This is a genomic window from Neisseria dentiae (assembly GCF_014055005.1).
Taxonomy (GTDB): Bacteria; Pseudomonadota; Gammaproteobacteria; order Burkholderiales; family Neisseriaceae; genus Neisseria; species Neisseria dentiae.
Genome location: NZ_CP059570.1, coordinates 1,264,039 through 1,290,474, shown reverse-complemented (window position 1 = coordinate 1,290,474; position 26,436 = coordinate 1,264,039). Strand labels below are relative to the sequence as shown.

24 protein-coding genes and 4 pseudogenes are annotated in these 26,436 nt (G+C 55.1%); 22 read left to right on the top strand and 6 right to left on the bottom strand.

Annotation, left to right across the window (positions count from 1 at the left end):
* The first annotated feature begins 3 nt into the window (after nt 1-3).
* From misR to H3L92_RS06030, 14 genes and pseudogenes are all read left to right on the top strand, one after another.
* A complete protein-coding gene (gene misR / locus H3L92_RS06090) occupies nt 4-681 on the top strand; it encodes a two-component system response regulator MisR (RefSeq protein ID WP_085366700.1) in 678 nt (225 codons plus the stop codon).
* A gap of 19 nt (nt 682-700) precedes the next feature.
* Nucleotides 701-2,077, top strand: a complete 1,377-nt coding sequence (locus H3L92_RS06085) for a HAMP domain-containing sensor histidine kinase (RefSeq protein ID WP_085366699.1) — start codon at nt 701-703, stop codon at nt 2,075-2,077.
* A gap of 458 nt (nt 2,078-2,535) precedes the next feature.
* Nucleotides 2,536-2,799 carry a DUF4212 domain-containing protein gene (locus H3L92_RS06080; protein ID WP_085366698.1) on the top strand — a complete coding sequence of 88 codons (264 nt, stop codon included), beginning with the start codon at nt 2,536-2,538 and terminating at the stop codon, nt 2,797-2,799.
* A gap of 4 nt (nt 2,800-2,803) precedes the next feature.
* Nucleotides 2,804-4,573: a sodium:solute symporter family protein gene (locus H3L92_RS06075; protein WP_085366697.1), complete on the top strand. Its 1,770-nt coding sequence runs from the start codon at nt 2,804-2,806 to the stop codon at nt 4,571-4,573.
* 207 nt (nt 4,574-4,780) lie between these two features.
* The gene (locus H3L92_RS06070; protein ID WP_085366696.1) at nt 4,781-5,311 is read left to right on the top strand and encodes a hypothetical protein; all 531 of its coding nucleotides are present in this window, start codon (nt 4,781-4,783) and stop codon (nt 5,309-5,311) included.
* A gap of 110 nt (nt 5,312-5,421) precedes the next feature.
* Complete coding sequence (gene lpxK, locus H3L92_RS06065; RefSeq protein ID WP_085366695.1) at nt 5,422-6,432, top strand: tetraacyldisaccharide 4'-kinase; 1,011 nt, start codon at nt 5,422-5,424, stop codon at nt 6,430-6,432.
* 22 nt (nt 6,433-6,454) lie between these two features.
* Nucleotides 6,455-6,985 carry a DUF2059 domain-containing protein gene (locus H3L92_RS06060; protein ID WP_158088170.1) on the top strand — a complete coding sequence of 177 codons (531 nt, stop codon included), beginning with the start codon at nt 6,455-6,457 and terminating at the stop codon, nt 6,983-6,985.
* Nucleotides 6,986-7,005: 20 nt separating this feature from the next.
* Nucleotides 7,006-7,188 carry a Trm112 family protein gene (locus H3L92_RS06055; RefSeq protein WP_085366693.1) on the top strand — a complete coding sequence of 61 codons (183 nt, stop codon included), beginning with the start codon at nt 7,006-7,008 and terminating at the stop codon, nt 7,186-7,188.
* Complete coding sequence (kdsB, locus tag H3L92_RS06050) at nt 7,185-7,949, top strand: 3-deoxy-manno-octulosonate cytidylyltransferase (protein ID WP_085366692.1); 765 nt, start codon at nt 7,185-7,187, stop codon at nt 7,947-7,949. Before H3L92_RS06055 ends, kdsB begins: the two co-directional genes overlap by 4 nt.
* A gap of 297 nt (nt 7,950-8,246) precedes the next feature.
* A complete protein-coding gene (locus H3L92_RS06045) occupies nt 8,247-9,005 on the top strand; it encodes a sulfite exporter TauE/SafE family protein (RefSeq protein ID WP_085366713.1) in 759 nt (252 codons plus the stop codon).
* 188 nt (nt 9,006-9,193) lie between these two features.
* Complete coding sequence (locus H3L92_RS06040) at nt 9,194-10,738, top strand: ABC transporter ATP-binding protein (RefSeq protein WP_085366691.1); 1,545 nt, start codon at nt 9,194-9,196, stop codon at nt 10,736-10,738.
* 79 nt (nt 10,739-10,817) lie between these two features.
* Nucleotides 10,818-11,147, top strand: a complete 330-nt coding sequence (gene trxA, locus H3L92_RS06035; RefSeq protein ID WP_085366690.1) for a thioredoxin TrxA — start codon at nt 10,818-10,820, stop codon at nt 11,145-11,147.
* A gap of 410 nt (nt 11,148-11,557) precedes the next feature.
* A pseudogene (locus H3L92_RS13505) lies at nt 11,558-11,687 on the top strand (signal peptidase); the annotation flags it as partial.
* A gap of 81 nt (nt 11,688-11,768) precedes the next feature.
* Entirely contained in the window at nt 11,769-13,997 is a 2,229-nt protein-coding gene (locus H3L92_RS06030) for a DNA internalization-related competence protein ComEC/Rec2 (RefSeq protein ID WP_115336367.1), read from the top strand.
* A gap of 70 nt (nt 13,998-14,067) precedes the next feature.
* On the opposite strand, the gene H3L92_RS06025 is transcribed toward H3L92_RS06030, so the two are convergent.
* On the bottom strand, nt 14,068-14,274 hold the full coding sequence (locus tag H3L92_RS06025; protein ID WP_085367192.1) for a hypothetical protein: 207 nt from the start codon (nt 14,272-14,274) through the stop codon (nt 14,068-14,070).
* A gap of 338 nt (nt 14,275-14,612) precedes the next feature.
* Here H3L92_RS06025 and H3L92_RS06020 point away from each other — a divergent pair, with 338 nt between their 5' ends.
* From H3L92_RS06020 to H3L92_RS05995, 7 genes and pseudogenes are all read left to right on the top strand, one after another.
* A complete protein-coding gene (locus H3L92_RS06020) occupies nt 14,613-14,777 on the top strand; it encodes a helix-turn-helix domain-containing protein (RefSeq protein WP_158088186.1) in 165 nt (54 codons plus the stop codon).
* A pseudogene (locus tag H3L92_RS06015) lies at nt 14,741-15,622 on the top strand (ComEC/Rec2 family competence protein); the annotation flags it as partial. The gene H3L92_RS06020 and the pseudogene H3L92_RS06015, both read left to right, overlap by 37 nt.
* A 161-nt stretch (nt 15,623-15,783) precedes the next feature.
* Nucleotides 15,784-16,902, top strand: a complete 1,119-nt coding sequence (locus H3L92_RS06010; protein WP_085367194.1) for an endonuclease/exonuclease/phosphatase family protein — start codon at nt 15,784-15,786, stop codon at nt 16,900-16,902.
* A gap of 89 nt (nt 16,903-16,991) precedes the next feature.
* Nucleotides 16,992-17,339 (top strand): helix-turn-helix domain-containing protein, encoded by a 348-nt coding sequence (locus tag H3L92_RS06005; RefSeq protein WP_085366539.1) that lies wholly within the window; start codon nt 16,992-16,994, stop codon nt 17,337-17,339.
* Nucleotides 17,336-17,996 (top strand): annotated as a pseudogene (locus H3L92_RS06000) (IS3 family transposase); the annotation flags it as partial. The gene H3L92_RS06005 and the pseudogene H3L92_RS06000, both read left to right, overlap by 4 nt.
* Nucleotides 17,975-18,061, top strand: a complete 87-nt coding sequence (locus H3L92_RS13705; RefSeq protein WP_372338528.1) for a hypothetical protein — start codon at nt 17,975-17,977, stop codon at nt 18,059-18,061. The pseudogene H3L92_RS06000 and the gene H3L92_RS13705, both read left to right, overlap by 22 nt.
* 97 nt (nt 18,062-18,158) lie before the next feature.
* Nucleotides 18,159-18,251: pseudogene (locus H3L92_RS05995) on the top strand (IS3 family transposase); the annotation flags it as partial.
* A gap of 72 nt (nt 18,252-18,323) precedes the next feature.
* Here the strand turns inward: H3L92_RS05995 and grcA are convergent.
* The gene (grcA, locus tag H3L92_RS05990; protein WP_085364708.1) at nt 18,324-18,710 is read right to left on the bottom strand and encodes an autonomous glycyl radical cofactor GrcA; all 387 of its coding nucleotides are present in this window, start codon (nt 18,708-18,710) and stop codon (nt 18,324-18,326) included.
* Nucleotides 18,711-18,987: 277 nt separating this feature from the next.
* On the opposite strand from grcA, the gene H3L92_RS05985 reads away from it, so the two are divergent.
* Nucleotides 18,988-20,325, top strand: a complete 1,338-nt coding sequence (locus H3L92_RS05985; RefSeq protein WP_085364709.1) for an anaerobic C4-dicarboxylate transporter — start codon at nt 18,988-18,990, stop codon at nt 20,323-20,325.
* A 227-nt stretch (nt 20,326-20,552) separates the two neighbouring features.
* On the opposite strand, the gene H3L92_RS05980 is transcribed toward H3L92_RS05985, so the two are convergent.
* From H3L92_RS05980 to H3L92_RS05965, 4 genes are all read right to left on the bottom strand, one after another.
* Nucleotides 20,553-21,770: an aspartate kinase gene (locus H3L92_RS05980; RefSeq protein ID WP_085364710.1), complete on the bottom strand. Its 1,218-nt coding sequence runs from the start codon at nt 21,768-21,770 to the stop codon at nt 20,553-20,555.
* A 226-nt stretch (nt 21,771-21,996) separates the two neighbouring features.
* Nucleotides 21,997-24,000 (bottom strand): DNA helicase Rep, encoded by a 2,004-nt coding sequence (gene rep / locus H3L92_RS05975; protein ID WP_085364711.1) that lies wholly within the window; start codon nt 23,998-24,000, stop codon nt 21,997-21,999.
* Between the two features lie 341 nt (nt 24,001-24,341).
* Entirely contained in the window at nt 24,342-25,280 is a 939-nt protein-coding gene (locus H3L92_RS05970; protein WP_085364712.1) for a YheT family hydrolase, read from the bottom strand.
* Complete coding sequence (locus H3L92_RS05965; RefSeq protein ID WP_085364713.1) at nt 25,280-25,927, bottom strand: phosphatase PAP2 family protein; 648 nt, start codon at nt 25,925-25,927, stop codon at nt 25,280-25,282. Before H3L92_RS05965 ends, H3L92_RS05970 begins: the two co-directional genes overlap by 1 nt.
* Between the last annotated feature and the right edge of the window lie 509 nt (nt 25,928-26,436).

Genomic DNA, 26,436 nt, shown 5'->3' with positions numbered 1-26,436 from the left:
ACCATGAGTCGCGTATTATTGGTAGATGATGATGCTTTGTTAACCGAGCTGTTAACCGAATACCTAACGGCCGAAGGTTTGAGCGTACACAGCGTGCCCGACGGCGAAGCCGGCGTGCAGGAAATTTTATCCGGCCAATACGATGTTGTCGTGTTGGACTCTATGATGCCGAAAATGAACGGTTTGGACGTTTTGAAAAACGTGCGCAACCAAAGCACCGTTCCCGTGATTATGTTAACCGCCAAGGGCGACGATATCGACCGTATCATCGGTTTGGAAATGGGTGCCGACGATTATGTGCCCAAGCCCTGCACCCCGCGCGAACTGTTGGCCCGCATCAACGCCATTCTGCGCCGCGCACAGCAATCGGGCGAACAGACCAGCAGCCCCAACAGCATTTCGGTGAGTGATGTCGTGCTGTATCCGGCCAAGCGGCAGGCAACAATCAAAGACACGCCGCTGGAGCTGACCAGCACCGAATTCAACCTGCTCGAAGTGCTGATGCGCCACGCCGGCCAAGTGGTGAGCAAAGAAACCCTGTCGGTTGAAGCGCTCGACCGCAAACTGGCCAAGTTCGACCGCAGTATCGACGTGCACATTTCCAGCATCCGCCACAAATTGGGCGACGCCTCCCTGATTCAAACCGTGCGCGGCTTGGGTTACCTGTTTGTGAAAAACTGATGAAAAGATAAACAGCTAAATGAAACTGTTTCAACGCATATTCGCCACGTTTTGCGCAGTAATCATCTGCGCCATATTCGTGGCGAGTTTTTCGTTCTGGCTGGTTCAGAACACCATAGCCGAAAACCAATTCCAACAACGGCGCACCATTGAAACCACCCTGATGGGCAGCATTGTTTCCGCATTCAAAGTGCGCGGAGAACAGGGGGCGCGCGAAATTCTGAACGAGTGGAAAGAAAACCCCGTTGCGCACAATGTGTTTGTGATTACCGGCGACGAAGAAAAAGATATTCTGAACCGCCAGGTAGAAGAAAAAATGATTAAAGAGGCGCGCAAATTTGCCATCGACAACCCCAATTCGGAATTGGCACGCATCGAGTTTGACCGTTGGGGCGAAGAATATCTGTTTTTTATCCGCAACTGGGACAACCAGCAAATCCAGCGCCTGCCCAGCCCGCTGTTCATACCCGGCCTGCATCTGAAACCGATTTGGCACGAATTTATCATTCTTTCGTTTATCATTTTGGTAGGTTTGCTGTTGGCCTATATTCTCACCAACAACATCATCAAACCCATCCGTGTGTTGGGGTTCGGCATGAACCGCTTGGCTGCGGGCGATTTGGAAACCCGTATTGCCCAGCAGATGGACGACCGCGACGACGAGCTTTCGCAACTTGCCGGCCAGTTCGACAAAATGGCGGCCCAATTGCAGAAACTGGTTGCCAAAGAACGCCACTTGCTGCACCACGTTTCCCATGAAATGCGCTCGCCGCTTGCGCGTATGCAGGCGATTGTCGGCCTGATTCAGTCGCAGCCGCAAAAGCAGGAGCAGTATTTGAAGCGCTTGGAGGGCGAGCTGACCCGTATGGATACGCTGGTAGGCGAGTTGCTGACGCTTTCGCGTTTGGAAACATCGAATATGTCTTTAGAAAAAGACAATCTGGCACTGGTGCCGTTTTTCACGCAATTGGTGGAAGATAGCCAGGCTGTTGCAGAACAAAACGGCCAAAAAGTATTGCTTGAAATCGAAAAAGTGCCGGAAACCGCGCAGTTGCATGCCAATGAGGGTTTTCTCTACCGCGCTTTCGACAACGTTATCCGCAATGCCATGGCCTACAGCCCCGAAGGCAGCACGATTAAGGTGTTTTTGCATCAAGATGCCAAAAACTGGTTGGTGGACGTTACCGATAACGGCCCGGGCGTAGACGAAATGCAGCTGCCGCATATTTTTACTGCGTTTTACCGTGCCGACAGCAGCGCACACAAACCGGGCACCGGTTTGGGCTTGGCGATTACCCAGCACGTTATCCATCAGCACTGCGGTAAAATCATAGCCGAAAACATACGCCCCAACGGTTTGCGAATGCGTTTTATCTTGCCGAAGCAGGGTAAGTAAACACCGTTGGAATCCACACGTAAAAGGCCGTCTGAAAATATTTCAGACGGCCTTTTACGCAATATTATGCCGGAAGTGCCGCATCATGCCGGTTGTTGTGTTTTGTAATTTTTATGTAATTTTATTATTTTTTTAAATCAAGATGTTGTATCTGAATATCGAATTTATTTTTGGATTTGATAAATTTTGCTTATGCTTTTTTATTTATTCTTAATAAATTAATGATTTTAATATATATTATTTATTTAAAAATCAATAAATTAATATAAAAAATGAAGGATTTGTAAAGAAGTGTATTGCAATGGGTTTGATCTATGCTATTCTGCACCTGAAACTACATGGAGTAACAACTTGTGGTTTGTTTCAAATAGCTGATGTTGCCCGAAAATTTAAGCATTTTTCGTCATATCGGCTCTTTATCTAAGAAGAAATCTGAAAAAAGCAAGGAGGAAACAATCATGTCCACCGATAAACATGATGCCGCCGGTTACTGGAAAGCGAACGTCCGCATTATTATGACCTGCCTGATTGTTTGGGCTATATGTTCTTACGGGTTTGCCATTATATTGCGCCCCGCATTGGCAGGCATTCAGATAGGCGGTTCGGATTTGGGCTTCTGGTTCGGCCAGCAAGGCTCTATTCTCACCTTCATCGCCATTATTTTCTTTTATTCGTGGAGAATGAATAAGCTCGACGAAGAATACGGCGTACACGAGGAGTGAGACCATGAGCCAATTTGTGATTAACCTGATTTTCGTGGGTGCGTCTTTTGCGTTGTATTTCGGTATTGCGATTTGGGCGCGCGCCGGCTCGACCAAAGAGTTCTACGTTGCCGGCGGCGGCGTGCATCCCGTGTTAAACGGCATGGCAACCGCGGCCGACTGGATGAGCGCGGCTTCGTTTATTTCGATGGCAGGTTTGCTGGCGATGACCGGTTACGGCGCTTCGGCCTACCTGATGGGCTGGACGGGCGGTTATGTGCTGCTTGCCCTGCTGCTGGCTCCTTATCTGCGTAAATTCGGCAAATTTACCGTGCCCGATTTTATCGGCGACCGCTTCTACAGCCGCACCGCCCGTTTGGTGGCCGTTGCATGTTTGCTGATTGCTTCGACCACTTACGTTATCGGCCAGATGACCGGCGCCGGTGTAGCGTTTTCCCGCTTCTTGGAAGTAAGCAACACAACCGGCCTTTTGATTGCCGCAGTGGTGGTGTTGTTTTACGCCGTGTTGGGTGGTATGAAAGGGATTACTTATACGCAGGTTGCGCAATATGTGGTGTTGATTATTGCCTATACCATTCCTGCGGTATTCATCTCTTTCAATTTAACCGGTAATCCGATTCCGCCGTTGGGTTTGTTCGGCACAGACACCGCTTCGGGTGTGCCGCTGCTGCAAAAACTCGATTTGCTGGTAACCGATTTGGGCTTTGCGGCCTATACCGCAGATGTGCCCAATAAATTGAATATGTTCCTGTTCACTTTGTCGCTGATGATAGGTACCGCCGGTTTGCCGCACGTGATTATCCGTTTCTTTACCGTGCCGAAAGTATCCGATGCGCGTTCGTCTGCCGGTTGGGCGTTGGTGTTTATCGCGTTGCTTTATACTACCGCTCCCGCAGTAGGCTCGATGGCCCGCATCAATTTGATCAATACCGTGTATCCGAACGGCGTGAAAGAGCAGCCCCTGAGCTACGAAGCCCGCCCCGAATGGATGAAAAACTGGGAAACCACCGGTTTGCTGAAGTTTGAGGATAAAAACAGCGACGGCCATATCCAATACTACAACGACAAATCCGCAACTTTTGAAGCCACTGCTTCAGAGCGCGGCTGGCAGGGTAACGAGCTGACCGTGAATAACGACATTCTGGTATTGGCCAACCCTGAAATCGCCAACCTGCCGGGTTGGGTTGTCGGCCTGATTGCAGCGGGCGGTTTGGCGGCTGCACTTTCCACCGCAGCAGGCTTGCTGTTGGCAATTTCTTCAGCCGTGTCGCACGACCTGATTAAGAAAACCCTCAAACCCGATATTTCGGAAAAAGGCGAACTGATGGCAGCCCGCGTATCCATGACGCTGGCGATTGTGGTGGCCACCTGGTTGGGCATCAACCCGCCCGGATTTGCCGCACAAGTGGTGGCGCTGGCATTCGGTATTGCAGCCGCTTCTATCTTCCCCGCCTTGATGATGGGTATTTTCTCGAAACGCATCAACAGCGCGGGCGCAACCGCCGGTATGCTGGTAGGCTTGATTTCCACCTGCGTATATATCTTCCTGTATATGGGCTGGTTCTTTATCCCCGGCACCAACAACTTTGAAAATGTGGAAGCCAACTGGTTGTTCGGTATTTCACCCTTGTCGTTCGGTGCGGTAGGTGCGATTCTCAACTTTGTCGTGGCGTTTGTGGTTTCTTCCGCAGGCAAAGCGCCGCCGCAAGACGTACAGGATTTGGTGGAAAGCGTTCGCTATCCGCGCGGTGCCGGACAGGCCATCGACCACTAAATCTCGCTTTATCGGGCTTCTTTCGGGAAGCCCGAATTTTTCCTGATATGGCGAGGAAACCCGTTCCCGCACAAGGCGCAGCAACACTGGAGCAGAAATAAAGTTTTTTCACTATATAATATCGAAACATTTTCAGGCGGGGCTTTTGTATGGCCGCCAAGATTAAAAATACCGGGCGGAATATCCCGCCGAATTAGAGAGCACATCATGATTTGGGAACTCATTGCCACAGTTTTCGCAGGCTTGGGCGCCGCCGGCATCGTATTAGGCCTGCGTGTTCTGTTTAAAAAATTACCGAAATGGCTGGTGCCCGCCGGCGCAGGCTTGGGTATGCTGCTGTTTCAGATATACAGCGAATACACATGGTACGGCCACACCCGCTCGTTGCTGCCGCAAGGCACGGTTGTGGTGGCTGAAATAAAAGAAACCGCTCCCTACAAACCCTGGAGCTACTACAAACCGCAAATATTGCGCTTTGTGGCAGTGGACACCGGCAAACTGCTGGCGGTTAACGACGATAAAAATATCATACAGGCCAACCTGTATTTTTTCGAACGGCGCATGAGCGCCCACACCTGGCCCGTGCTGGTTGACTGCCAAAAACGCCTACAGGCCAATATCCGCACAACCCGCAACGGCATCCCCGAACCGGGCGAGTGGGGCAAAACGGAATATACTGAAAAAATTGCCCAAGCCGTATGCGGTAAAACAGTTTCGGCTGGTGGTGCGGTGTCTTAAAATGCAGGTTATGGTGTCTTGAAATGCAGGTTATTTAGAGAAACCGGCAAAATCATTTACCGTTATAGCGGCATATTTGTCTTTCAAATATATTCAACAAGGCCGTTTGAATGCCCAAACTCCATCAAATCATCGAACGCCACTGGCAGCAGCCCAATCCGGTTTTGAGCGTGCTGCTGTGGCCTTTTTCGCGCCTGTTTCAGACGGCCTCGGCCATACGCAGGCGGTTATATTCGGCGGGCCGTCTGAAAAGCGAAAAACTGCCCGTGCCGGTGGCGGTGGTGGGCAATATCCACGCAGGTGGGGCGGGTAAAACGCCGGTGGTGTCGGCGCTGGTAAAAGGCTTGCAGGCGCGCGGCATCAAGGCGGGCATTATCAGCCGCGGCTACGGGCGCGCGGGTAGTGGTGTTTATGTGTTGCAACCCGGCAGCACGGCGGCGGAAGCGGGCGACGAACCTTTGCTGCTCCACCGCCAAACCGGCGCACCCGTTGCGGTTGGCAGCAGCCGGGCGCAAGCGGGCAGGGCGCTGCTGGCGGCGCACCCCGACATCCAACTGATTATTACCGACGACGGCCTGCAACATTATGCTTTGCAGCGCGATTTGGAAATCGTGGTGTTTCCCGCCGCCGATGCGGGCCGGCGCAGTTTGGATCTGTTGCCCAACGGCGGCCTGCGCGAGCCTTTGGGCCGCCTGCAAACGGCGGATGCGGTGGTGTTGAGCGGCAGCACGGGCAGGGAAGAGGCGGCGCACCTGCATGAAAACATATTTTACAGCCGCTTGCAGGCAGGAAAAATCTACCGCTTCAACCGCCCGGGCGAATATCTGGATACAGGCCGTCTGAAACATCTGCGTGTGGCGGCGGTGGCGGGCATTGCCAAGCCCGAACGCTTTTTCAACACCCTGCGCGGCCTGGGTATCGCATTGGCCGAAACGCGCGCGCTGCCCGACCATGCCGCTTTGTCTGCCGCCGATCTGCCGCAGGCGGATGTGGTGCTGGTTACCGAAAAAGATGTGGTAAAACTTTCAGACGGCCGGTGGGAAAACGTGTGGGTGCTGCCTGTTTGTGCGATAATCGAGCCGGATTTGGCGGCTTTTGTTGCAGGCCGTCTGAAGATTTGAACTGGAAAAAAGGATGATAAACATGAAAACCCGATTGATGTGTGCGGCGGTATTGTGTGTGGCGGCAGGTTTGGCTCAAGCCGCGCCTGCCAGCAAGGCTTCGGTAGAAAAACTGTTTGACGTGCAGAATTTCGACAAAATGATGGACGACACCGCCAAGGCCATGCCGGCCGCCGCCGCTGCGTCGGTGCAGCAGTCTATGCCCGATGTTCCGGCAGATAAACGCCAAAAAGTGCAAAGCATCATCAACCGTTATATGAGCGACTATATGCGCGAAGTAGGCGAGAAAAGCACCCGTGCCGAAATCCGCCGTGTGGCGGTGGAAGGCGTGCAGAAAGTTTACACGCAGGAAGAAGTGGATGCGATGATTGCGTTTTACGGCTCTCCCGTAGGCCGCTCGATCACCGCCAAAATGCCTCAATACCTCGAAGCGACCATGACCCCGATGATGAACGTGATGCAGTCGAAAATGCAGGCGTTCCAGCAGAAAAACGGCGCGAAAATGCAGCGCGAAATCAATCAGGCCGTTTGCGGCAAAAACACTTGCCAATAAACAGGAAAGCCGACCCCGCTATGGAAAAGAAATTTCTAGATATTCTCGTGTGCCCCGTATGCAAAGGCAGCTTGGAATACAAACAAGACAAGCAGGAATTGTGGTGCCGCCAGAGCAAACTTGCCTATCCGATTAAAGACGGCATTCCTTTCATGCTCGAAAACGAAGCCCGCGAGCTAACCGAAGAAGAGCTGCACGCATGAGCGCGTTTACCGTTTTGATTCCCGCACGGCTGTCGTCGTCGCGCCTGCCCGAAAAAGCGCTGGCCGACATCCACGGCAAGCCCATGGTGGTGCGCGTGGCGGAGCAGGCGGCCAAAAGTGCCGCCGAACGCGTGATTGTGGCTACCGACCATGCCGACATCGAAGCCGCCTGCCAAACGCACGGCATCGCCAGCGTGATGACCGCCGCCACACACGAAAGCGGCACCACCCGTTTGGCCGAAGCCGCCGCCAAGCTCGGCCTGCCGCCGGATACCGTAGTGGTGAACGTGCAGGGCGACGAGCCGCTGATTAACCCGCAGTTAATCGACCGCACCGCCGCGTTGTTGGTGGAAAACCAAGTGCCGATGGCCACCGCTGCGCATCCCATTCGCGATTTGGCCGAATTTCTCAACCCCAACTGCGTGAAAGTGGTGTTGAACGCCGCCGGCAACGCGTTATATTTCAGCCGCGCGCCGGTTCCCTATCCGCGCGATGCGATGGCCGCTTCCTCCCAAGCCCTGCCTGCGGGCTTTTCCCCTTTGCGCCATATCGGCATTTATGCCTACCGCGCCGGCTTTTTGCAGCAATACGCCGGCCTGGCCGTGTCGCCGCACGAAACCGACGAATCGCTGGAGCAGTTGCGCGTGTTGTGGCACGGCTATCCGATTGCGGTGGAAATCACCGAAACCGCGCCCGCCGCAGGGGTGGACACCGCCGAAGACTTGGCGCGCGTGCGCTCGGTGTTTCAAGAATATGCCTGATGGCGCGGGTGCGGTTTGGATCGGGTAATCACCAATAACGGGTAAGGCCGTCTGAAAAGTTTTAACAACAGGCGGGATTTTTGCGGGTTATTCCGACACGCCCTAAAATACCCGCGTTATGCTCGGGCTTGGCCCGGGCATCTTTTGTTTTCCAGCCAATACCGGTAAGGCGGAATATCCGGGTCAAGCCCGGCCCAAACCAATTATGCAAAGGCCTCAGGATGGCGCGGCAGACTTTCAAGGCGGATGGCGGCAGATAAACTTCGGGTAATTATTTGGATTTTAAAAGTTTGCAATATGGATTTAACCCTGTGGCACTATCTGGCTGTTGCTGCGTTGGGCATCGTGGCCAGCATCATCAATATTTTGGCTGGCGGCGGTTCCAACCTGATTCTGCCTTTGCTGATGGCGTTCGGCTTGCCGCCCGATATCGCCAACGGCAGCAACCGCGTCGGCATATTTTTCCAATCGTTGGCCGGTATCCGCGGCTTCAGAAAAGCGGGCGCGCTGCCCACCCACGATTTGCGCGGGATTTTGCTGCCGATGGTTGCGGGCGGGCTGGCCGGCTCGGTGTTGGCTTCGGTGCTGCCCAATGAAATTTTGAAGCCGGCGCTGCTGGCCTGCATTCTCGGCGTGGCTACCTTAACCTTTCTCAAGCCGCAATTGTTGCTGCCGCCCAAAAACGCGCAAGAGAAAAAAGTGGCCGAAACGCGCGGAGCGTCGGCGTTGCTGTTTGCAGTCGGCATCTACGGCGGCTTCGTGCAGGCCAGCACCGCGTTTTTGCTGCTGCCCGTTTTGGCCGGCTTGCTGCACTACAACCTGCTGCGCGCCAATGCGTTGAAACTTGTGTGCACGCTGGCGTTTACCGTGGTGGCGCTGGCCGTGTTCATCGCCAGAGGGCAGATTTGGTGGGACGTCGGCCTGGTGTTGGCGGCAGGCAATGCCGCCGGCTCGATGATAGGCGTGAAGATTGCACTGAAACTCTCGCCCGACGTTTTGCGCAAGATTCTGTTTGCGATGACGGTGGTGGCGGTAGCGGCGGCTTTTTTGAAATAGCCCTTTGGACAGCCCGGCTTTTTCCGGCAAATAACACTTGAAACCTATAGTGAATCCAATTAATTTTCAGTACAAGGCAGCAAGCCGCAGACAGTACAGATAGTACGGCAAGGCGCAGCAACGCTGTAATGGAAATTCAGTGGATTCACTATATCCGGCACAAACGGCCGTCTGAAAAAATAATACTTATGAACCCAATTCTCGAAATCGACAACCTGAATGCGTTTTTCCCCGGCCGCCAAGTGCTGCACGGCATCAATCTGGCGGTTCGCGAGGGGCGCAAGCTGGCGCTGGTGGGGGAAAGCGGCAGCGGCAAAACCGTGCTGGCGCAGGGCATCATGCGGCTGAACCCCGCCGTGTCGTTAACAGGCCGTCTGAATTTCAACGGCGAAAACCTGCTCGATAAAAGCCCGCGCCAATTGCAGAAATTGCGCGGCAAAGAAATCGGCATGGTGTTCCAAGAGCCGATGACGGCGCTCAACCCGGTGATGCGCGTGGGCAAACAGATTGCCGAAGTGCTGTCGCTGCATCTGGGTTTGAACGCCAAACAGGCATGGGCGCGGGCGGTGGCGCTGCTGGCCGAAACAGGCATACAGCATCCCGAAGAAAAAGCCTCTGCCTACCCGTTTCAGCTTTCGGGCGGGCAGCGGCAGCGGGCGATGATTGCGATGGCGGTAGCAGCCGGGCCTAAGCTTTTGATTGCCGACGAGCCGACCACCGCGCTCGATGTGGCGGTGCAGGCGCAGATTCTCGATTTGCTCTCGCGCTTGCAGGCCGCCCATAACATGACGCTGGTTTACATCAGCCACGATTTGAACCTGGTGCGCCGCTTTGCCGACGACGTGGCAGTGATGCGCCATGGGCGGATTGTCGAGCAGGGGGCGGCCGCGGAAGTGTTCGCCAACCCGCAGCACGAATACACCAAAATGCTGCTTAACGCAGGTGCGGTGCGGCAGGTTCAAACGCTGCCGGCCGGCGCGCCGACGGTGTTGGAAGCCGAAAACATCAGCGTGGCCGTTCCCGAGCGCGCGGGCTGGTTTAAAAAGCGGCACAAAACCCTGCTGGCGCCCGTGTCGTTTGATTTGAAGGCAGGCGAAACGCTGGGTGTGATCGGTGAGAGCGGCAGCGGCAAAACCACGCTGGCCAAAGCCGTGATGCACTTAATGGAAAGAGAGGGCCGTCTGAAAATCAACGGCGAAACATGGAACAACCAATCGCGCAAAGCCGTGCAGATGGTGTTTCAAGACCCGTTCGGCGCGTTCAACCCGCGCATGAACGTGTTTGAAATCGTTTCGGAAGCCTTAAGCGTGCATGCGCCCGACACGGATAATGCCGAAATGCGCCGCCGTGTGGTGGAAGTGTTGCAGCAGGTGGGTTTGCCCGACGACATTCTCGAACGCTATCCGCACGCATTTTCCGGCGGGCAGCGGCAGCGGCTGGCGATTGCGCGCGCCATCATCGTGCGGCCGCAGGTGTTGGTGCTCGACGAGCCGACCAGCGCGCTCGATGTGCAGTGGCAGCAGCAGATTCTTGAATTATTGGCCGGTTTGCAGCGGCGGCACGGCTTGAGCCTGATAATCATCAGCCACGATCTGGCCGTGATACGCGCCCTGTCGCACCGCGTGATGGTGCTCAAAGACGGGCAGGTGGTGGAGCAGGGTGTGTTGGAGGAAGTGTTTGCCAAACCCGATGCCGACTATACACAAAAACTATTGGCGCACGCAGGCTCTTGAAATTTTGCCGTTCAGGCCATATGCTACACCACGTTAATTAACCGAATGAACCTTCATTCACCGTAAAGAGGAACACACTATGAGCAGCAACTTAATCGTACACGCTACCGATGCGAGCTTCGAGCAAGACGTATTGAAATCCGACGTGCCCGTATTGCTGGACTTTTGGGCGCCGTGGTGCGGCCCCTGCAAAATGATTGCACCGATTCTCGACGAAGTGGCCGCCGAATTCGAAGGCCGTCTGAAAGTGGTGAAAATCAACATCGACGAAAACGAGCAAACCCCGTCGCAATTCGGCGTGCGCGGCATCCCCACGCTGATGGTGTTTAAAAACGGCCAAAATGTTGCCACCAAAGTGGGTGCGCTGGCCAAAGGCCAACTGGTTGCGTTTGTAAACGCCTCGATTTAAAGCGGTTTAAACGTTTTAAATTTGTTTTTGACAAAAGGCCGTCTGAAAATTTTCAGACGGCCTTTGCCGTATAGCCGATCAGTTTAAGAAACGCACATACGTCATACTCGGTCTTGACCCGGGTATCTTTTTGGTTTTCAGAAATTGAGGTCTTTGCAAAGGTCTCAGGCCGTCTGAAAATGTTTAAATCCCGTCATTCCCGCGTAGGCGGGAATCCAGACGCTTGGCATTCAAATATTTGTTTAATCAACACTTTAATTCTTCCATCTGGATTCCAGCCTACGCGGGAATGACGGAAATCAGGTTTTCAGGTGGTGTTAAATTTTGCAAAGGTCTCAAATTTTCCAAGAAAGTGAGATGCTCGGGCTAAGCCCGAATATAACGGCCGGGACCTTTGCAAAACCCCCCATCTGCGGCGCATTTCCGCGTTGTGCGTTTACTGCCCGCTCGCTTAGCCTTGTATTTGATATGTCTGCACTCGCTGCACTGCTACGCCTTGAACTGTATCCACATCTGGAGGTTTTGCAAAAGTCTCGGTCATTGGTTTTTTCAGACGGCCGATTGCCGGCAGCCTGCACGGTTTATATAATACCTTTATTTATTATTTTATATGAAACCACTATGCCGAAACCGTGGCTGCCTTTATGGGCGGCGGGCGTTGCCGCTTCGTTCGCCCTGCCTGCCGTACCGTCGTGGACGGTATTGGCGGCGGCATGGCTGTGCCTGCTGGCGTTGGCTTGGCGGCTTCGGGCGGCGGCTTGGCTGCTGCTGTGCTTGAGCGGCGCTTTATACGGCATCTGGCGCACACAGTCGGCGCTTGATAAGCAATGGCCGCTGTTTCAGACGGCTTCGGTGCCGTTAACAATCGAAGTGGCGGATTTGCCGCAGCGCGACGACAAACGGGTGCGCTTTACCGCAAAAGCGGTGGACGGCGGCGGGCGGCATTACCGCTTGCAGTTATCCGACTACCAGTTGCGCGACTGGCCGGCAGGCAGCCGCTGGCGCGTGCAGGCGCGGGTGCGGCCGCCGGTGGGCGAGGTAAACCGCATCGGCTTCAACCGCGAAGCGTGGGCGTTGGCGGGCGGTATCGGCGGCGTGGGCACGCTCGGAAAAGAGCGGCGGGCGCTGGCAGGCGGCGGGCCGCCGTTGCTGCTGCGGTGGCGGGAACATATCAGCCACCGCTGGCAGAACACCGATACGCACGGGCGGGATTTTTCAGACGGCCTCGGCCTGATGCGGGCATTGAGCATAGGCGAGCAGTCGGCTTTGAGTGGGCAAGCGTGGCAGTCGTTCCGGCCGCTGGGATTGAACCATTTGGTGAGCATTTCCGGCCTGCATGTGAGCATGGTGGCGGTGTTGGCGGGCTGGCTGGTGAAACACGGGCTGCGCGTGTTGCCGTTCGTGCCGAAAACGCCGCGCCTTTGGGTGTTGGCGGCAGGCTTGTCGGCGGCGGTGTTTTATGCGGGTTTGGCGGGGTTTTCGGTGCCGACCCAACGCAGCGTGCTGATGCTGCTGGCGCTGGCGTGGGCGTGGTGGCGGGGCAGCGGTGCGTCGGTGTGGAGGGGCTGGTGGCAGGCGCTGGCGTTGGTGTTGCTGTTTGACCCGGCTGCGGTTTTGGGGGCGGGGTTTTGGCTGTCGTTCGGTTTGGTGGGGGCGTTGTTGTGGGCTTCGGCAGGCCGCCTGAGCGAGCGCGGCCTGCGGGTGGCGGTGCGCGCGCAATGGGCGGTAAAGGTGGTGTCGGTGGTGGCGCTGGGCAGCCTGTTCGCTTCGCTGCCGCTGTTGAGTCCGTTGGTGAACGCGGCGGCGATTCCGTGGTTTTCGTGGGTGCTGGTGCCGCTGGCGCTGGCCGCTTCGCTGCTGCCGTTTGCCCCTTTGCAGTGGCTGGCGGCTGCGGCGGGCGAATATACGCTGCGGCTGGTGCAATGGGTGGCGCAAAGCGCTCCCGAATATGCCGTGGCGGCCGCCCCGCCGCTGTTGCTGCCGCTGGCGGCGATGGCGGCGTTAATCGTGCTGCTGCCGCGCGGTTCGGGTTGGAAGCCGTTGGCGTGGCTGGTGTTGGCGGGTTTTGTGTTTTACCGCCCGAATGTGCCGCAACAAGGCCGCCTGAACGTTACCGTGTGGGATGCGGGGCAGGGTTTGTCGGTGTGGATGCAAACCCGCAACCGCAACCTGCTGTTCGACACCGGCACCGAAACGGCGGCGGCCGCACAGATTCTGCCCAATTTGAATGCCGCGGGCGTGCGCCGTTTGGATATGCTGGTGTTGTCGCACCACGATGCCGACCACGACGGCGGTTTCGCAGCCTTGGCGCAGGCCGGGAAGCCGCGTGAAATTCTGGCGGGGCAGCCGCAGTTTTACCCGCAGGCAGCGTTTTGCGAAGAAAAACAATGGCAATGGGACGGTGTGCATTTCGAGCTGTTGAGGCCGTCTGAAAACGAAACGGCGGAGGATAACGACCGAAGCTGCGTTCTGCGTGCGGTGGCGGGCGGGCAGGCTTTGCTGGTAACGGGCGATTTGGGGCGGCGCGGCGAGCTGGCGCTGGTGGAAAAATACGGTGCGGGTTTATACAGCCAAGTGCTGGTGCTGGGGCATCACGGCAGCGATTCTTCGTCGGCAGGCGCGTTTCTCAATGCCGTGTCGCCGCAATACGCCGTTGCTTCCAGCGGCTTTGCCAATGCCTACCGACACCCCGCCGCAGCCGTGCAAAACCGTGTGAAAGCACACGGCGCGGCATTGTTGCGAACGGATTTGTCGGGCGCGCTGGTGTTCGAGTTGGGCGGCGGGGAAGATGTGTTTCTAGGCCGTCTGAAAACAAGCAAGCCTTATTGGCAGAAGAAGCCGTTTGAATAAACAACCTGTATTTTCATCCTTTCGGGCAGGCCGCATAGGATGGAAATACTGGTTGTTTATTGCCGGTTGGTTACCGGTTTTTTTCTATGTAATCAGGGCTGTAAGGGCAGAACCTTAAAGGCATAAGGGGCGGGCATTTACTGAGCCACCAATCCCACCAAGATGGTTTCACGGTATTTTGGCTTTGGACGGCCGTGCTGCCGGAAGCAGCCGAACCGGCGGCATAAACATTAGCGGCCAACATCAGGCCCAATAAAAGGGCGGACAGTTTTTTCATCACTTATTCCTTTCGTTAAAACGATTAAACAAAAGCGCGGCTTCAAGCGGCGCGTACGGGTTAGTGCAAATACTTTATTGAAGAGTTCGGAGGTATGAAAGTATTTTTAGTATATGGGAATTATTTTATAGATAATAAATATCAATGATTTGTCTTGAAGTTAGGCTGTTTGGTATTTGTCGGAGTGAAAATGCCGAAGGAATGGCGTGAAAACTTAAAATGAAAATAAATGTAAAGTTGTAATGCTGTACTTTTAAAAGCAAACAAGAGCCGTCTGAAACTGAACTGCACTCCAAAAGTTGGACACCTCCTCCAACTTTAAAAGGTGCAGTTTTCTTATGTCCAAATATAACCTACACTTCAAATACCGAGCCGTACTCCATTACCACCAAGTGCACAGCCAACAGCGCACCGCAGAGCACTTCAACGTCTCACGCACTCACCTGCGCCGTTGGGCAGCCTGTTCGCTTCGCTGCCATTGTTGTTGCCGCTGGCGGCGTTAATCGTGCTGCTGCCGCGCGGTTCGGGTTGGAAGCCGTTGGCGTGGCTGGTGTTGGCGGGTTTTGTGTTTTACCGCCCGAATGTGCCGCAACAAGGCCGCCTGAACGTTACCGTGTGGGATGCGGGGCAGGGTTTGTCGGTGTGGATGCAAACCCGCAACCGCAACCTGCTGTTCGACACCGGCACCGAAACGGCGGCGGCCGCACAGATTCTGCCCAATTTGAATGCCGCGGGCGTGCGCCGTTTGGATATGCTGGTGTTGTCGCACCACGATGCCGACCACGACGGCGGTTTCGCAGCCTTGGCGCAGGCCGGGAAGCCGCGTGAAATTCTGGCGGGGCAGCCGCAGTTTTACCCGCAGGCAGCGTTTTGCGAAGAAAAACAATGGCAATGGGACGGTGTGCATTTCGAGCTGTTGAGGCCGTCTGAAAACGAAACGGCGGAGGATAACGACCGAAGCTGCGTTCTGCGTGCGGTGGCGGGCGGGCAGGCTTTGCTGGTAACGGGCGATTTGGGGCGGCGCGGCGAGCTGGCGCTGGTGGAGAAATACGGCGCGGGTTTATACAGCCAAGTGCTGGTGCTGGGGCATCACGGCAGCGATTCTTCGTCGGCAGGCGCGTTTCTCAACGCCGTGTCGCCGCAATACGCCGTTGCTTCCAGCGGCTTTGCCAATGCCTACCGACACCCCGCCGCGGCCGTGCAAAACCGTGTGAAAGCACACGGCGCGGCATTGTTGAGAACGGATTTGTCGGGCGCGCTGGTGTTTGAATTGGGCGGTGGGGAAGATGTGTTTCGAGGCCGTCTGAAAACAAGCAAGCCTTATTGGCAGAGGAAGCCGTTTGAGTGAAGGCAGCAAGGTGTTTCAGACGGCTTGAACGATTGGCAAAAGCCTTACAGTGCTGGCCTGTTTGGTTGCAGAATAAAAAAGCATTCGCTACTATCGGGTGAACTTGTTTGAGCGCCTACCGTTTTGAATCCTAAATTTTCATCCCGTTTTGGGTTAGGTTTATGCCCGAGTTTTCATTTACCGACTGGCTGCTGTTTGCCCTGTTGTGCGTGCCGGTTTTGGCCACGCTGCTGCCGCTGGTGAACCACAACCATTGGTCGTTCCGCATTTTTGATTTTCCGCGCCCGCAGATTGCCGCCGTGAGCCTGTTGTGCGTGGTGCTCAACTATGTTTGGCAGCAGCACGAGCATTGGCTGTTTGTGGTGTTTGAGATATTGAATCTGGGCTGTTTCGCCTACCAGCTGAAAGAAATATCCGCTTATACGCGGTTGTCGAAAACCGAGGTTTTGCGTTATCGCGGCGAAGACAACGGCCGCACCGTGTCGCTGATTACCGCCAATGTTTTAACCGGCAACCGCCGCTCCGACCTGCTGCTCGGGCAAATCAGCCGCTACCGCCCCGATGTGGTGCTGACGCTGGAGAGCGATGATTGGTGGGAGCGGCAGCTTGCCGTGTTGGAGCGGGAGCAGGGCTACGGCTACACGGTGAAGATTCCGCTCGACAATCTTTACGGTATGCACTTATACAGCCGCCTGCCTTTGCGGAATGTGGAAGTCCGCCATTGGGTTGCCGAAGACATTCCCTCGATTGCCGCCGAAATGCAGTTGCGTTCGGGCGAATGGATACGTATCTATTGCCTGCACCCGATGCCGCCCAGCCCCACCGAGGCAGACACTTCCACCGACCGCGATGCCGAGCTGCTGCTGGTGGGCAAGGAAATCGCGCAAAACAACCATTTGGTGCTGGTGTTCGGCGATTTGAACGATGTGGCTTGGTCGCGCACTTCGCGCCTGTTTCAAAAAATCAGCGGCTTGTTAGACCCGCGCAAAGGGCGTGGGCTGTTTAGCACGTTTCATGCCGGTTATCCGCTGTTCAGATGGCCGCTCGACCATATCTTCCACAGCAGCGATTTTATGATGGGCGAAATCAAAGTGCTGCCCCACATCGGCTCGGATCATTTTCCGGTGTACGGCAAGTTCCAATTTGCGCCGGAGGCCGAAGCCGTGCAGGAAAAAGAAGCGGCCGACGCCGAAGAAAAGCAGGAGGCGCGTGAAAAAATCGCCGAGGCGGAGCCGGTTAAGGAAGTTGTGCGGGAAAAATACACCGATAACGGCGGTTAGGTTTGCAAAGATAACAGGCCGTCTGAAAACGTTGAACTGCACCCCAAAAATTGGACACCCCCTCCAACTTTAAAAGGTGCAGTTTTCTTATGTCCAAATATAACCTACACTTCAAATACCGAGCCGTACCCCATTACCACCAAGTGCACAGCCAACAGCGCACCGCAGAGCACTTCAACGTCTCACGCACCCACCTGCGCCGTTGGATAGCCGCCTACCGGCAAGGCGGTATCGCCGCACTCCAACACCCGCAGGCTGCCTCTATGAAGACCAAACGCAAAAACCCGTTTATCGCCGACAAACCCGACCACGAAAAAACCCGGGCGGAACTGATTGAAGAGTTACGTTACATGAGGGCGGAGAACGACTACCTAAAGCACATGAAAGCCCTCAACGAAAAGAACGCCGCCAAAGCTGCGAAACCGTTCAAACGTTGAGGGCGAAGCACCCGCTGAAATATCTGCTGCATAGTGCCGGCATTCCCAAAAGCAGCTTTCATTACCATATCGGCAAAGCCGATCCCGATGCGGCGGCCAAAACCGCCGTGAGTGAAGTCTATCGCCGACACAAAGGCCGTTACGGTCATCGGCGGATTGCCGCCGTATTGTCGTGGAACAAAAAGAAAGTGCAGCGCATTATGGGTTTGTTGGGACTGAAAGCCAAAGTCCGCAGTAAAAAAGCCTACCGTCCGCAAGCAGTAGGAGAGGCTTCGGACAATATTCTCAATCGAGAGTTTACCGCTGGCAAACCGGCAGACAAATGGCCGACCGATGTGACGGAGTTTAAATGCACAGACGGGAAGCTGTACTTATCGCCGATATTGGATGTGTTTAATCGGGAGATTGTGGCCTATTCTTTAGGCCGCAGAGCAAACAGTAAAATGGTGGCGCAAATGTTGGACCAAGCATTCGGCCGTCTGAAAGGCCAAACGCCGCTGCTGCATTCCGACCAAGGTGTGCTTTACCGCACCGAGGCTTATCGAACGAAATTGGCTGAGAAAGGGATTGTGCAAAGTATGTCGCGCAAAGGCAATTGTTGGGACAATGCGCCGATGGAGAGTTTTTTCGGTACACTGAAAACGGAGAGTTTCTATCAGGAAGGTGCGCTGTCGGTGGCGGAGCTGACAGAGGTAATAGATGATTATAGTGAATTCAAATAAAAACTCCGAAATGAAATAACTGCATTCAAACTTGCAATTGGGCGATATGCTAAAGAATCGTTTTACCCTACTTCGGCATTCTTATTTTAATCCACTATACATACATTACTACAATCATGAACGGATTAGTTTAAACTTGAAAAAGCTGAGTCCTGTCGGCTACAGAACCCAGCTTGAAAAGGCTGTTTGAGAAAGATTCTTAACTTGTCCAAGTATTGGGGGACAGTTCACGTTTTCAGACGGCCTGTTTTGCTGTGTGAAATTACAGGCTGTTGGTGAAGGTGCGGGTAATCACGTCGCGTTGCTGCTCGGGTGTGAGCGAGTTGAAACGCACGGCATAGCCGGAAACACGGATGGTCAGCTGCGGATATTTGTCGGGGTTGGCAACGGCATCTTCCAAGGTTTCGCGGGTTAACACGTTCACGTTCAAGTGTTGGCCGCCTTCCACTTTCGGGCGGGCGGTGATGTCCACCGGCACTTCTTTGTAGGAAACTTCGCCCAAAGCAGACAAAGCCACTACGTCGTCTTCGCGGTATTTGCCGCCTTTAACGCACAGGCAGCGCACTTCTTGGGTTTCGTCGTCCAACAGCCAGAAAGAGTTGAGCAGGTCCGCATCGGTGCTGCGGGTGATTTGGATACCTTTGATCATGGTTTATCCTTTCGTTCAGGGTGGGTGTTGAAAAATTACGTTTAAGCATTGTATACCCCGTGTCTGAACGGATTTTGACTTAAGTCAACTTACAAAATACTACACCCGCTGAATTGAAATTATTTCAAGCAGGTGTTTAATGTATTGTTTTGCATATTTTATTTGAATTCCGTTCAGACGGCCTGCATAACCAACCCGCTTGATTAAAGCAGTTTCCAGCCGTTTGAAACTATGTTACAAATAAAGCTTAATATTTATCAGATTATTCAGGTGGATAATGGACATTTCTTTATTACTGCAACTGGCCGTTTTGCTGGGCGCGATTTTTCTCGGCGTGCGCTTGGGCGGCCTGGCTATCGGCTACACCGGCGGTTTGGGTGTGGCGGTGCTGGCGTTGGCCTTGGGCATGGATCCGGGCAAGGTTCCCTACGACGTGATTCTGATTATTATGGCGGTAATCTCCGCCATTGCCGCGCTGCAACTGGCGGGCGGTTTGGATTATCTGGTGCGCGCCGCCGAACGCCTGTTGCGCAGAAACCCGAAAAACATCAACTTCTTGGCACCCACGGTTACTTATTTTCTCACCATTCTCGCCGGCACGGGGCACACGGCGTTTTCGATGATGCCGGTGATTGTGGAAGTGGCCAAAAGCGAAAACATCCGCCCCAGCGCGCCGTTGAGCATCGCCGTGGTGGCTTCGCAGATTGCCATCACCGCTTCGCCCGTGAGCGCGGCGGTGGTGTTTATGAGCGGCGTGCTCGAGCCTTTGGGCGTGAGCTACCCCAAACTGCTGCTGGTGTGGCTGGTTACCACTTATGCGGCCTGTATGCTGGTGGCGCTGCTGATTAATTTGTTCGGCAATCTGGATTTGTCGAAAAGCAAGGCTTACCAACAGCGTTTGGCCGAAGGTTTGGTGCAGCCGCACAACGTGGGCGAGCGCGAAGCGCTGCCTGCGGGCGCGCGCAAGTCGGTGTGGATTTTCTTCGGCGGCGTGGTGGCGGTGGTGCTGTATGCCTGTGCGATTTCGCCTGCCGTGGGCTTGATTGAAAAACCTGTGCTGCCGCGCGACGGCGCGATTATCAGTTTTATGATGATTATCGCCAGCCTGATTGTGATGTGCTGCAAGCTCGATACCGGCAAACTGCTGGATATGAGCACGTTTAAATCGGGCATGGCCGCCTGCGTGTGCGTGCTGGGCGTGGCCTGGCTGGGCGACACGTTTGTGAGCGGCCATATCGATGCGGTTAAAGAAACCGCTTCGGCGCTGGTAGGCAATTATCCGTGGCTGTTGGCGGTGGCGCTGTTTTTCGCCAGCATGCTGCTGTATTCGCAGGCGGCAACGGCCAAAGCCATTATGCCCGCCGTGATTCTGGCGCTGGGCATCACGCCGGAAAACAATTCGCAAGTGTATATTCTGGTGGCCAGTTTCGCCGCCGTATCGGCTCTGTTTGTGTTGCCCACTTACCCGACCCTGCTCGGTGCGGTGCAGATGGACGACACCGGCAGCACGCGCATCGGCCGTTTCGTGTTCAACCACTCGTTTCTGATTCCCGGCGTATTGGCGATTGTGTTTGCCGTGGCTTTGGGTTTTGTGGTGGCGCCGTTGGTGCTGTAACCGGATAGGGTGGAAAGGTCGTCTGAAATACCGCTTCCGTCATGCCCGGGCTTGACCCGAGTATCTTCTTTTTGTGGCGGAAGAAATAACAGATGCCCGGGTCAAGCCCGGGCATGACGCAGATGTTTTAATATGTGGTATGAATTTTTCAAAGGGTTTAAGCACGAACAGAAAGGCCGTCTGAAAATATTTCAGACGGCCTTTTGACAGTAAAATCAAGCTGTAAATCAGGCCAGCTCGAATGCTTTGTGCAGCACGCGGGTGGCCAGTTCCATGTATTTTTCGTCGATCAACACGGAAACCTTGATTTCGGAAGTGGAAATCATCTGGATATTGATGCCTTCTTCGGCCAGCGTGCGGAACATTTTCGAGGCCACGCCCACATGCGAGCGCATGCCCAAGCCCACGATGGAAACTTTGCATACGGTGTCGTCGCCGTCAACCTCGGTGGCGCCGAGGCTGTCTTTGAGGCCGTTGAGGGATTCCAAAACGGGTTTGTAGTCGCCGCGCGGCACGGTGAACGAGAAATCGGTGGTGCCTTCGGCGCCTACATTTTGGATAATCATATCCACTTCTACGTTGGCGGCGGCCACCGCGCCTAAAATCTGATAGGCCACGCCGGGTTTGTCGGGCACGCCGCGCACGTTGATGCGGGCTTGGTTTTTATCGAATGCGATACCGGATACGGCAGCTCTTTCCATGTTGTTGTCCTCTTCAAAGGTAATTAATGTACCGTTGCCGCCTTCCTGAAGGCTGCTCAATACGCGCAGGCGCACTTTGTATTTGCCGGCGAATTCTACCGAACGGATTTGTAAAACTTTCGAGCCTAAGCTTGCCAGCTCGAGCATTTCTTCAAACGTGATGGTGTCGAGACGGCGGGCTTCGGGCACCACGCGCGGGTCGGTGGTGTAAACACCGTCGACGTCGGTGTAGATTTGGCATTCGTCGGCTTTGAGGGCGGCGGCCAGCGCAACGGCCGAGGTGTCGGAGCCGCCGCGGCCGAGGGTGGTGATGTCGCCTTTGCCGTTAATGCCTTGGAAACCAGCCACGATTACCACACGGCCTTCTTTCAAATCGGCGCGCATGGCGGCATCGTCGATATCTTCGATACGGGCTTTGGTGTGCGATGCGTCGGTTTTCACGGCCACCTGCCAGCCGGTGTAGCTCTTGGCCGGCACGCCGATGTCTTTTAAGGCCATGGCCAAAAGGCCGATGGTAACTTGTTCGCCGGTTGCCAGCACCACGTCGAGTTCGCGCGGGTCGGGCAGGTCTTGCATTTCGTGTGCCAATGCCACCAAACGGTTGGTTTCGCCGCTCATGGCGGACACCACCACAACAACGTCGTGCCCTTCGGCGCGGGTTTTGGCAACACGTTTGGCTACGTTTTTGATGCGTTCGGCGGAACCTACCGAGGTGCCGCCGTATTTTTGTACGATTAACGCCATTTTTTCGTGCTTTCTTGATTGGGATTTAGGGGTGCAACGGCAGAATCGTTGCGGCTTGGAAAATGTGTAACATTATTACCTATTTTTACGCCCGAAAACAAGGCTGCCGGCGGGATTAACCGGTGTTTTGTGGTGCGGCCGCCGCTTGTTTTGACACGCGTCAAAGCAGGGCAGGCCGTCTGAAATGTTTCAGACGGCCTGAACAACTTGCAAAGGTTTCGGCCAGTTATTCTTTTTTGGCTTTAGCCGCCAGCATGGCCTGCAATCCGGCCAGGTTGCTTCGGCCTTCTTCTTTGCTCACGATGGGTTCGCCGCCTTTTCGGCCCAAGATTTTCAAGTCTTCCTGCGGCATTTCGTCGATAAAGCGGCTGGGTTCGGGAAACTGCCAGGTGCCCTGGCGTTTGCGTTTGATGCAGTGGGTGAGCGTGAGCTGGCGTTTGGCGCGGGTGATGCCCACATACATCAGCCGCCGCTCTTCTTCAATGTTGCTCTCTTCGATGCTGTCGGCGTGCGGCAGCATGCCTTCTTCGCAGCCCACCAAAAAAACATACGGGTATTCCAGCCCTTTGGAGGCGTGCAGGGTAGAGAGTTTCACCGCGTCTGCTTCTTCTTCGTTTTTGCCTTCCAGCAAGGTCATCAGGGCGATGGTTTGGGCGATTTCGATGATGTTTTTGCCGTCTTGCTCGCCTTTTTTCGCGAGCCAGCCGGTTAAGTCGCACACGTTGCGCCATTTGATTTCGCCGGCTTTGCCTTCTTCGCTGTTTAATAGGTGCGCTTCGTAGCCGATGTCGGCGAGCAGGTTGTTGATGAGTTCGCCGGCATCGTCGTGTTCGGCGCGGGCGCGGTAGTTTTCCATCAGCGTCATAAACTGGTGCAGGTGTTCGCGGTTGGCGGCGGCGAGTGCGGACTGCGCCTCTTCGTTTAAGGCGGCCTCATAAAGGCTGCACCCGCGCTGTTGGGCATGGGCGTTGAGCTTGCCCAACGTGGCCTCGCCGATGCCGCGTTTGGGCGTGGTGGCGGCGCGCAGGAAGGCGGGGTCGTCGCTGGGGTTGGCCAAGAGGCGGATATAGGCGAGCACGTCTTTGATTTCGGCTTTGTCGAAAAAGCTCTGTCCGCCGGAAAGTTGGTAAGGCACGCGCGCGCTGCGCAGGGCTTCTTCAAACACGCGTGCCTGATGGTTGCCGCGGTAGAGCACGGCGAAATCGGCATAGCGGGTTTTGTCGCCGCCCACCAGCTTTTGTTTCACAATCTGCCCCACCACCCATTCGGCTTCGTGCTGTTCGTGCTGGCAGGCCACGATTTTGATGTGTTCGCCCATGCCGAACTGCGACCACAGGGTTTTTTTAAACAATTTGGGGTTGTTTTCGATCACTTTGTTGGCCACTTTGAGAATCCGCGCGGTGGAGCGGTAATTCTGCTCGAGCTTGATCACTTTCATCTGCGGATAGTCGGCCTGCATTTGGCGCAGGTTTTCCATGTTTGCGCCGCGCCAGGCGTAGATGGATTGGTCGTCGTCGCCCACGGCGGTAAACATGCCTTCGGCGCCGGTTAAGAGTTTCATCAGGGTGTATTGGCAGGCGTTGGTGTCTTGGCATTCGTCCACCAGCAGATAGCGCAACCGCAGCTGCCATTTGTGGCGCACTTCGCTGTTTTGCTGCAACAGCAGGGCGCTCAGGCGGATTAGGTCGTCGAAATCCACCGCCTGATAATGCTCCAGCGTGGCCTGATAGCCGGCGTAAACGGCGGCCATTTGCCTGTCCCATTCGTTTGAGGCCGTCTGAACAATGTCTTCGGGCGTTTTCAAATCGTTTTTCCACAACGAAATCTGGTGCTGGGTTTTGTATAAGGCTTCTTTGCCGGTGCCGCCCAATAATTCGTTGATGATTTTGGCGCTGTCGGTGCCGTCGAGTATCGAAAAATTCTTTTTATAGCCGATGTGCGGCGCTTCTTCGCGCAGAATGCGCATGCCGAGCGAGTGGAAGGTGCAGATGGTTAACCCGCGTGTGTGCTTTTTCGGCAGCATCTTGCCCACGCGCTCCTGCATTTCGCGGGCGGCTTTGTTGGTGAAGGTGATGGCCGCCACATGATGCGGCGCATAGCCTACGTCGGTAATCAGATGCTTGATTTTTTGGGTGATTACGCCGGTTTTGCCGCTGCCTGCACCCGCCAGCACAAGCAGCGGCCCGCCGAGATACTTTACTGCCTGAAGTTGCTGGGGGTTGAGTTTCATGGAAGATGGGCCGTCTGAAAAAAGAGGCGGGATTATAACATTGCACGGAAACCTTGAAGGCCGAGACCTTTGCAAAATTCTTTCAGGCACCTTAAAACACTTGCGTCATGCTCGGCCTGAGACCTTTGCAAAATTTGTTGGGATTGCCTGAAATGCCTTTTCTTCGTCATTCCCTCGTAGGGGGAATCCAGATGGTAAAGTTAAATTATTGATTAAACAAACACTTGAGTGTAAACGTCTGGATTTCCGCCTGCACTGGAATGACGGATTCAAACGTTTCAGACGGCCTTTTAAGGCATTTTTGCAAAGGTTGCGGCCTTTGTTTTTGTTTGGCATAACGGTTAGGCGTTTTGTTCGAAATAGCTTAAAACCGTTTGCGGCATCCAATCGAGGCTGCCTCTGCCGCGGCCGCTTACAAAGGCGCAATGTCCGCCGCAGGTGGGTTGCAGCAGGGTAACCTGCGGGGAAACCTGGGCGGTGTTTGGCAGGGCGATGCTCGGCAGGAAGGGATCGTTGACGGCGTTCAGCAGCAGGGTGGGCACGGTGATGTGCGGCAGCAGCGGTTTGCTGGAGGCGCGGCGGTAGTAGTCGTGGCGGTCGGCAAAGCCGTGAAGCGGGGCGGTGAAAGCGTCGTCGAAATCGCCAAGCGTTTTGCAGCGGTTTAACAGGTCGGCATGGAAGCCGGTGGCGCGTGCTTTGGGCAGCAGCGAGTCGAGAAAATAGCGGGTGTAGAGCAGGCGGGTTAGGCCGTGGTCGAAGCGGGCGCCGGCGGCGGTTAAATCGACGGGGGCGGAAACCACGGCGGCGGCCTGTGGTATGGCCGATCGCCCTTGTTCGCCCAGGTATTTGGCCAGCGCGTTGCCGCCGAGCGAAACGCCTGCGGCGTAGATACGGGGATAGCGTTCGGCCAGCGTTGCGAGCATAAAGCCGATTTCGGGGCTGTCGCCCGAGTGGTAAAACACGGGGGCGGTGTTGGGCACGCCGCCGCAGCTGCGGAAATGCGCCACCACGCCGTGCCAGCCTTTGGCCTGAACCGCCTGCATCAGCGCTACGGCGTAATGGCTGCGGCTGCTGCCTTCCAAACCGTGAAACAGCACCACCAGCGGGGCGTCGGGGTTGGGGCTGTCGATAAAGTCGTAGGCGGTTAGGGTTTGGCCGGTGCTGTCGGGCAAGAGTTCGCGGCGGTAGGCGGGCGGCGGCTGTTGCAGGGTTTTGGCATAAAGGGTTTCGATATTGCCGTTACGCAGCCAGCGGGGTGTGTGCAGCGGGGGCAGGTTCATTATGGTTTTCCGGGGAGTTTGCGGAATAAAACGAGATAGAGGCCGATAACGGTGCTGGTGCCGGTTATCCAGCCGACCAGCACGTCGGTGGGGTAGTGTACGCCTAAAACTATGCGCGACAAACCCATCAGCAGGGCAAAAGTTACGGCGGCGGCAATAATCGGCACGCGGCGGGGCGATTGCCAGTAAACCAGCACCAACATGGTGGCGAAGGCGGCGGCGAAGGTGCTGTGGCCGCTGGGGAAGGAGGCGTTGGTTTCTTCGATAATGCGCGGCCAAAATTCGGGGCGGGGACGGTTGAAAAACTGTTTGGCGGCAAACATCAGGGCGGTGGGCAGGGCGGCCGCGAGCAGGGCGAACACGGCATAGCCGCACTGTTTTCGCAAAAACAGCCAAACCGCAAACACTATTACCAGCGGCGCGGCAACGGTGGTTTTGCCGATATGGTGCAGCACAACCGCCACGGGCGTAAATGCGCTGCCGATGTTGTGGTGCAGCCACAGCATAAATGGCTGTTCGAAATAGAAGCGGTCTTTATCCCAAACGTCTTCGGCGATGAATCCGGCAATCACCAGCGGAATCAGTATGCCGAAGAAGAGCAGCAGCAATAAGGGAAGGGAGGGGCGGTAGGCGCGTAATGGCAGCATGGTGGGCAGAGGCCGTCTGAAAAAGGCTGTATTGTATAGATTGGCTGCGGTTTCAGGCAAACCGCGGTTGCGGGCGGGATAGGGCTAAGCGATAAACGGTTGGCGGCTTTGCGGGAGGTTAAATGTGAATATGGGTTAAATTTGGTTTACCCTTCTAATTATATTGATTTATTTTCTTGTTTATTGATGATAACTATTGTAATTTTCAGAGTGGAAAGTTAAGTAAAGGTAAAGAAATGTTATGAATTTGTTGGTATGATAGGCATACGGTTTTTACAACAACGATAAGCCGCCGTTGGCAGCAGACACGGCGGTTCACAATTATACGGAGGTTTTTATGTCTGTTTTCTTTCTGCAAATCATCATTCTGATAGGCTGCGCATCACTAGTTACTTTGGCTGCGTTGTGGCTGGCCGAGCGGGATTCTTTTTAGGGCGCGTCGCGACAGGCTTGTAAAGTGGTTTTCGAGGAAAAACCCGCAGATGCCGGGCAAAAAGCACAGCAGGATT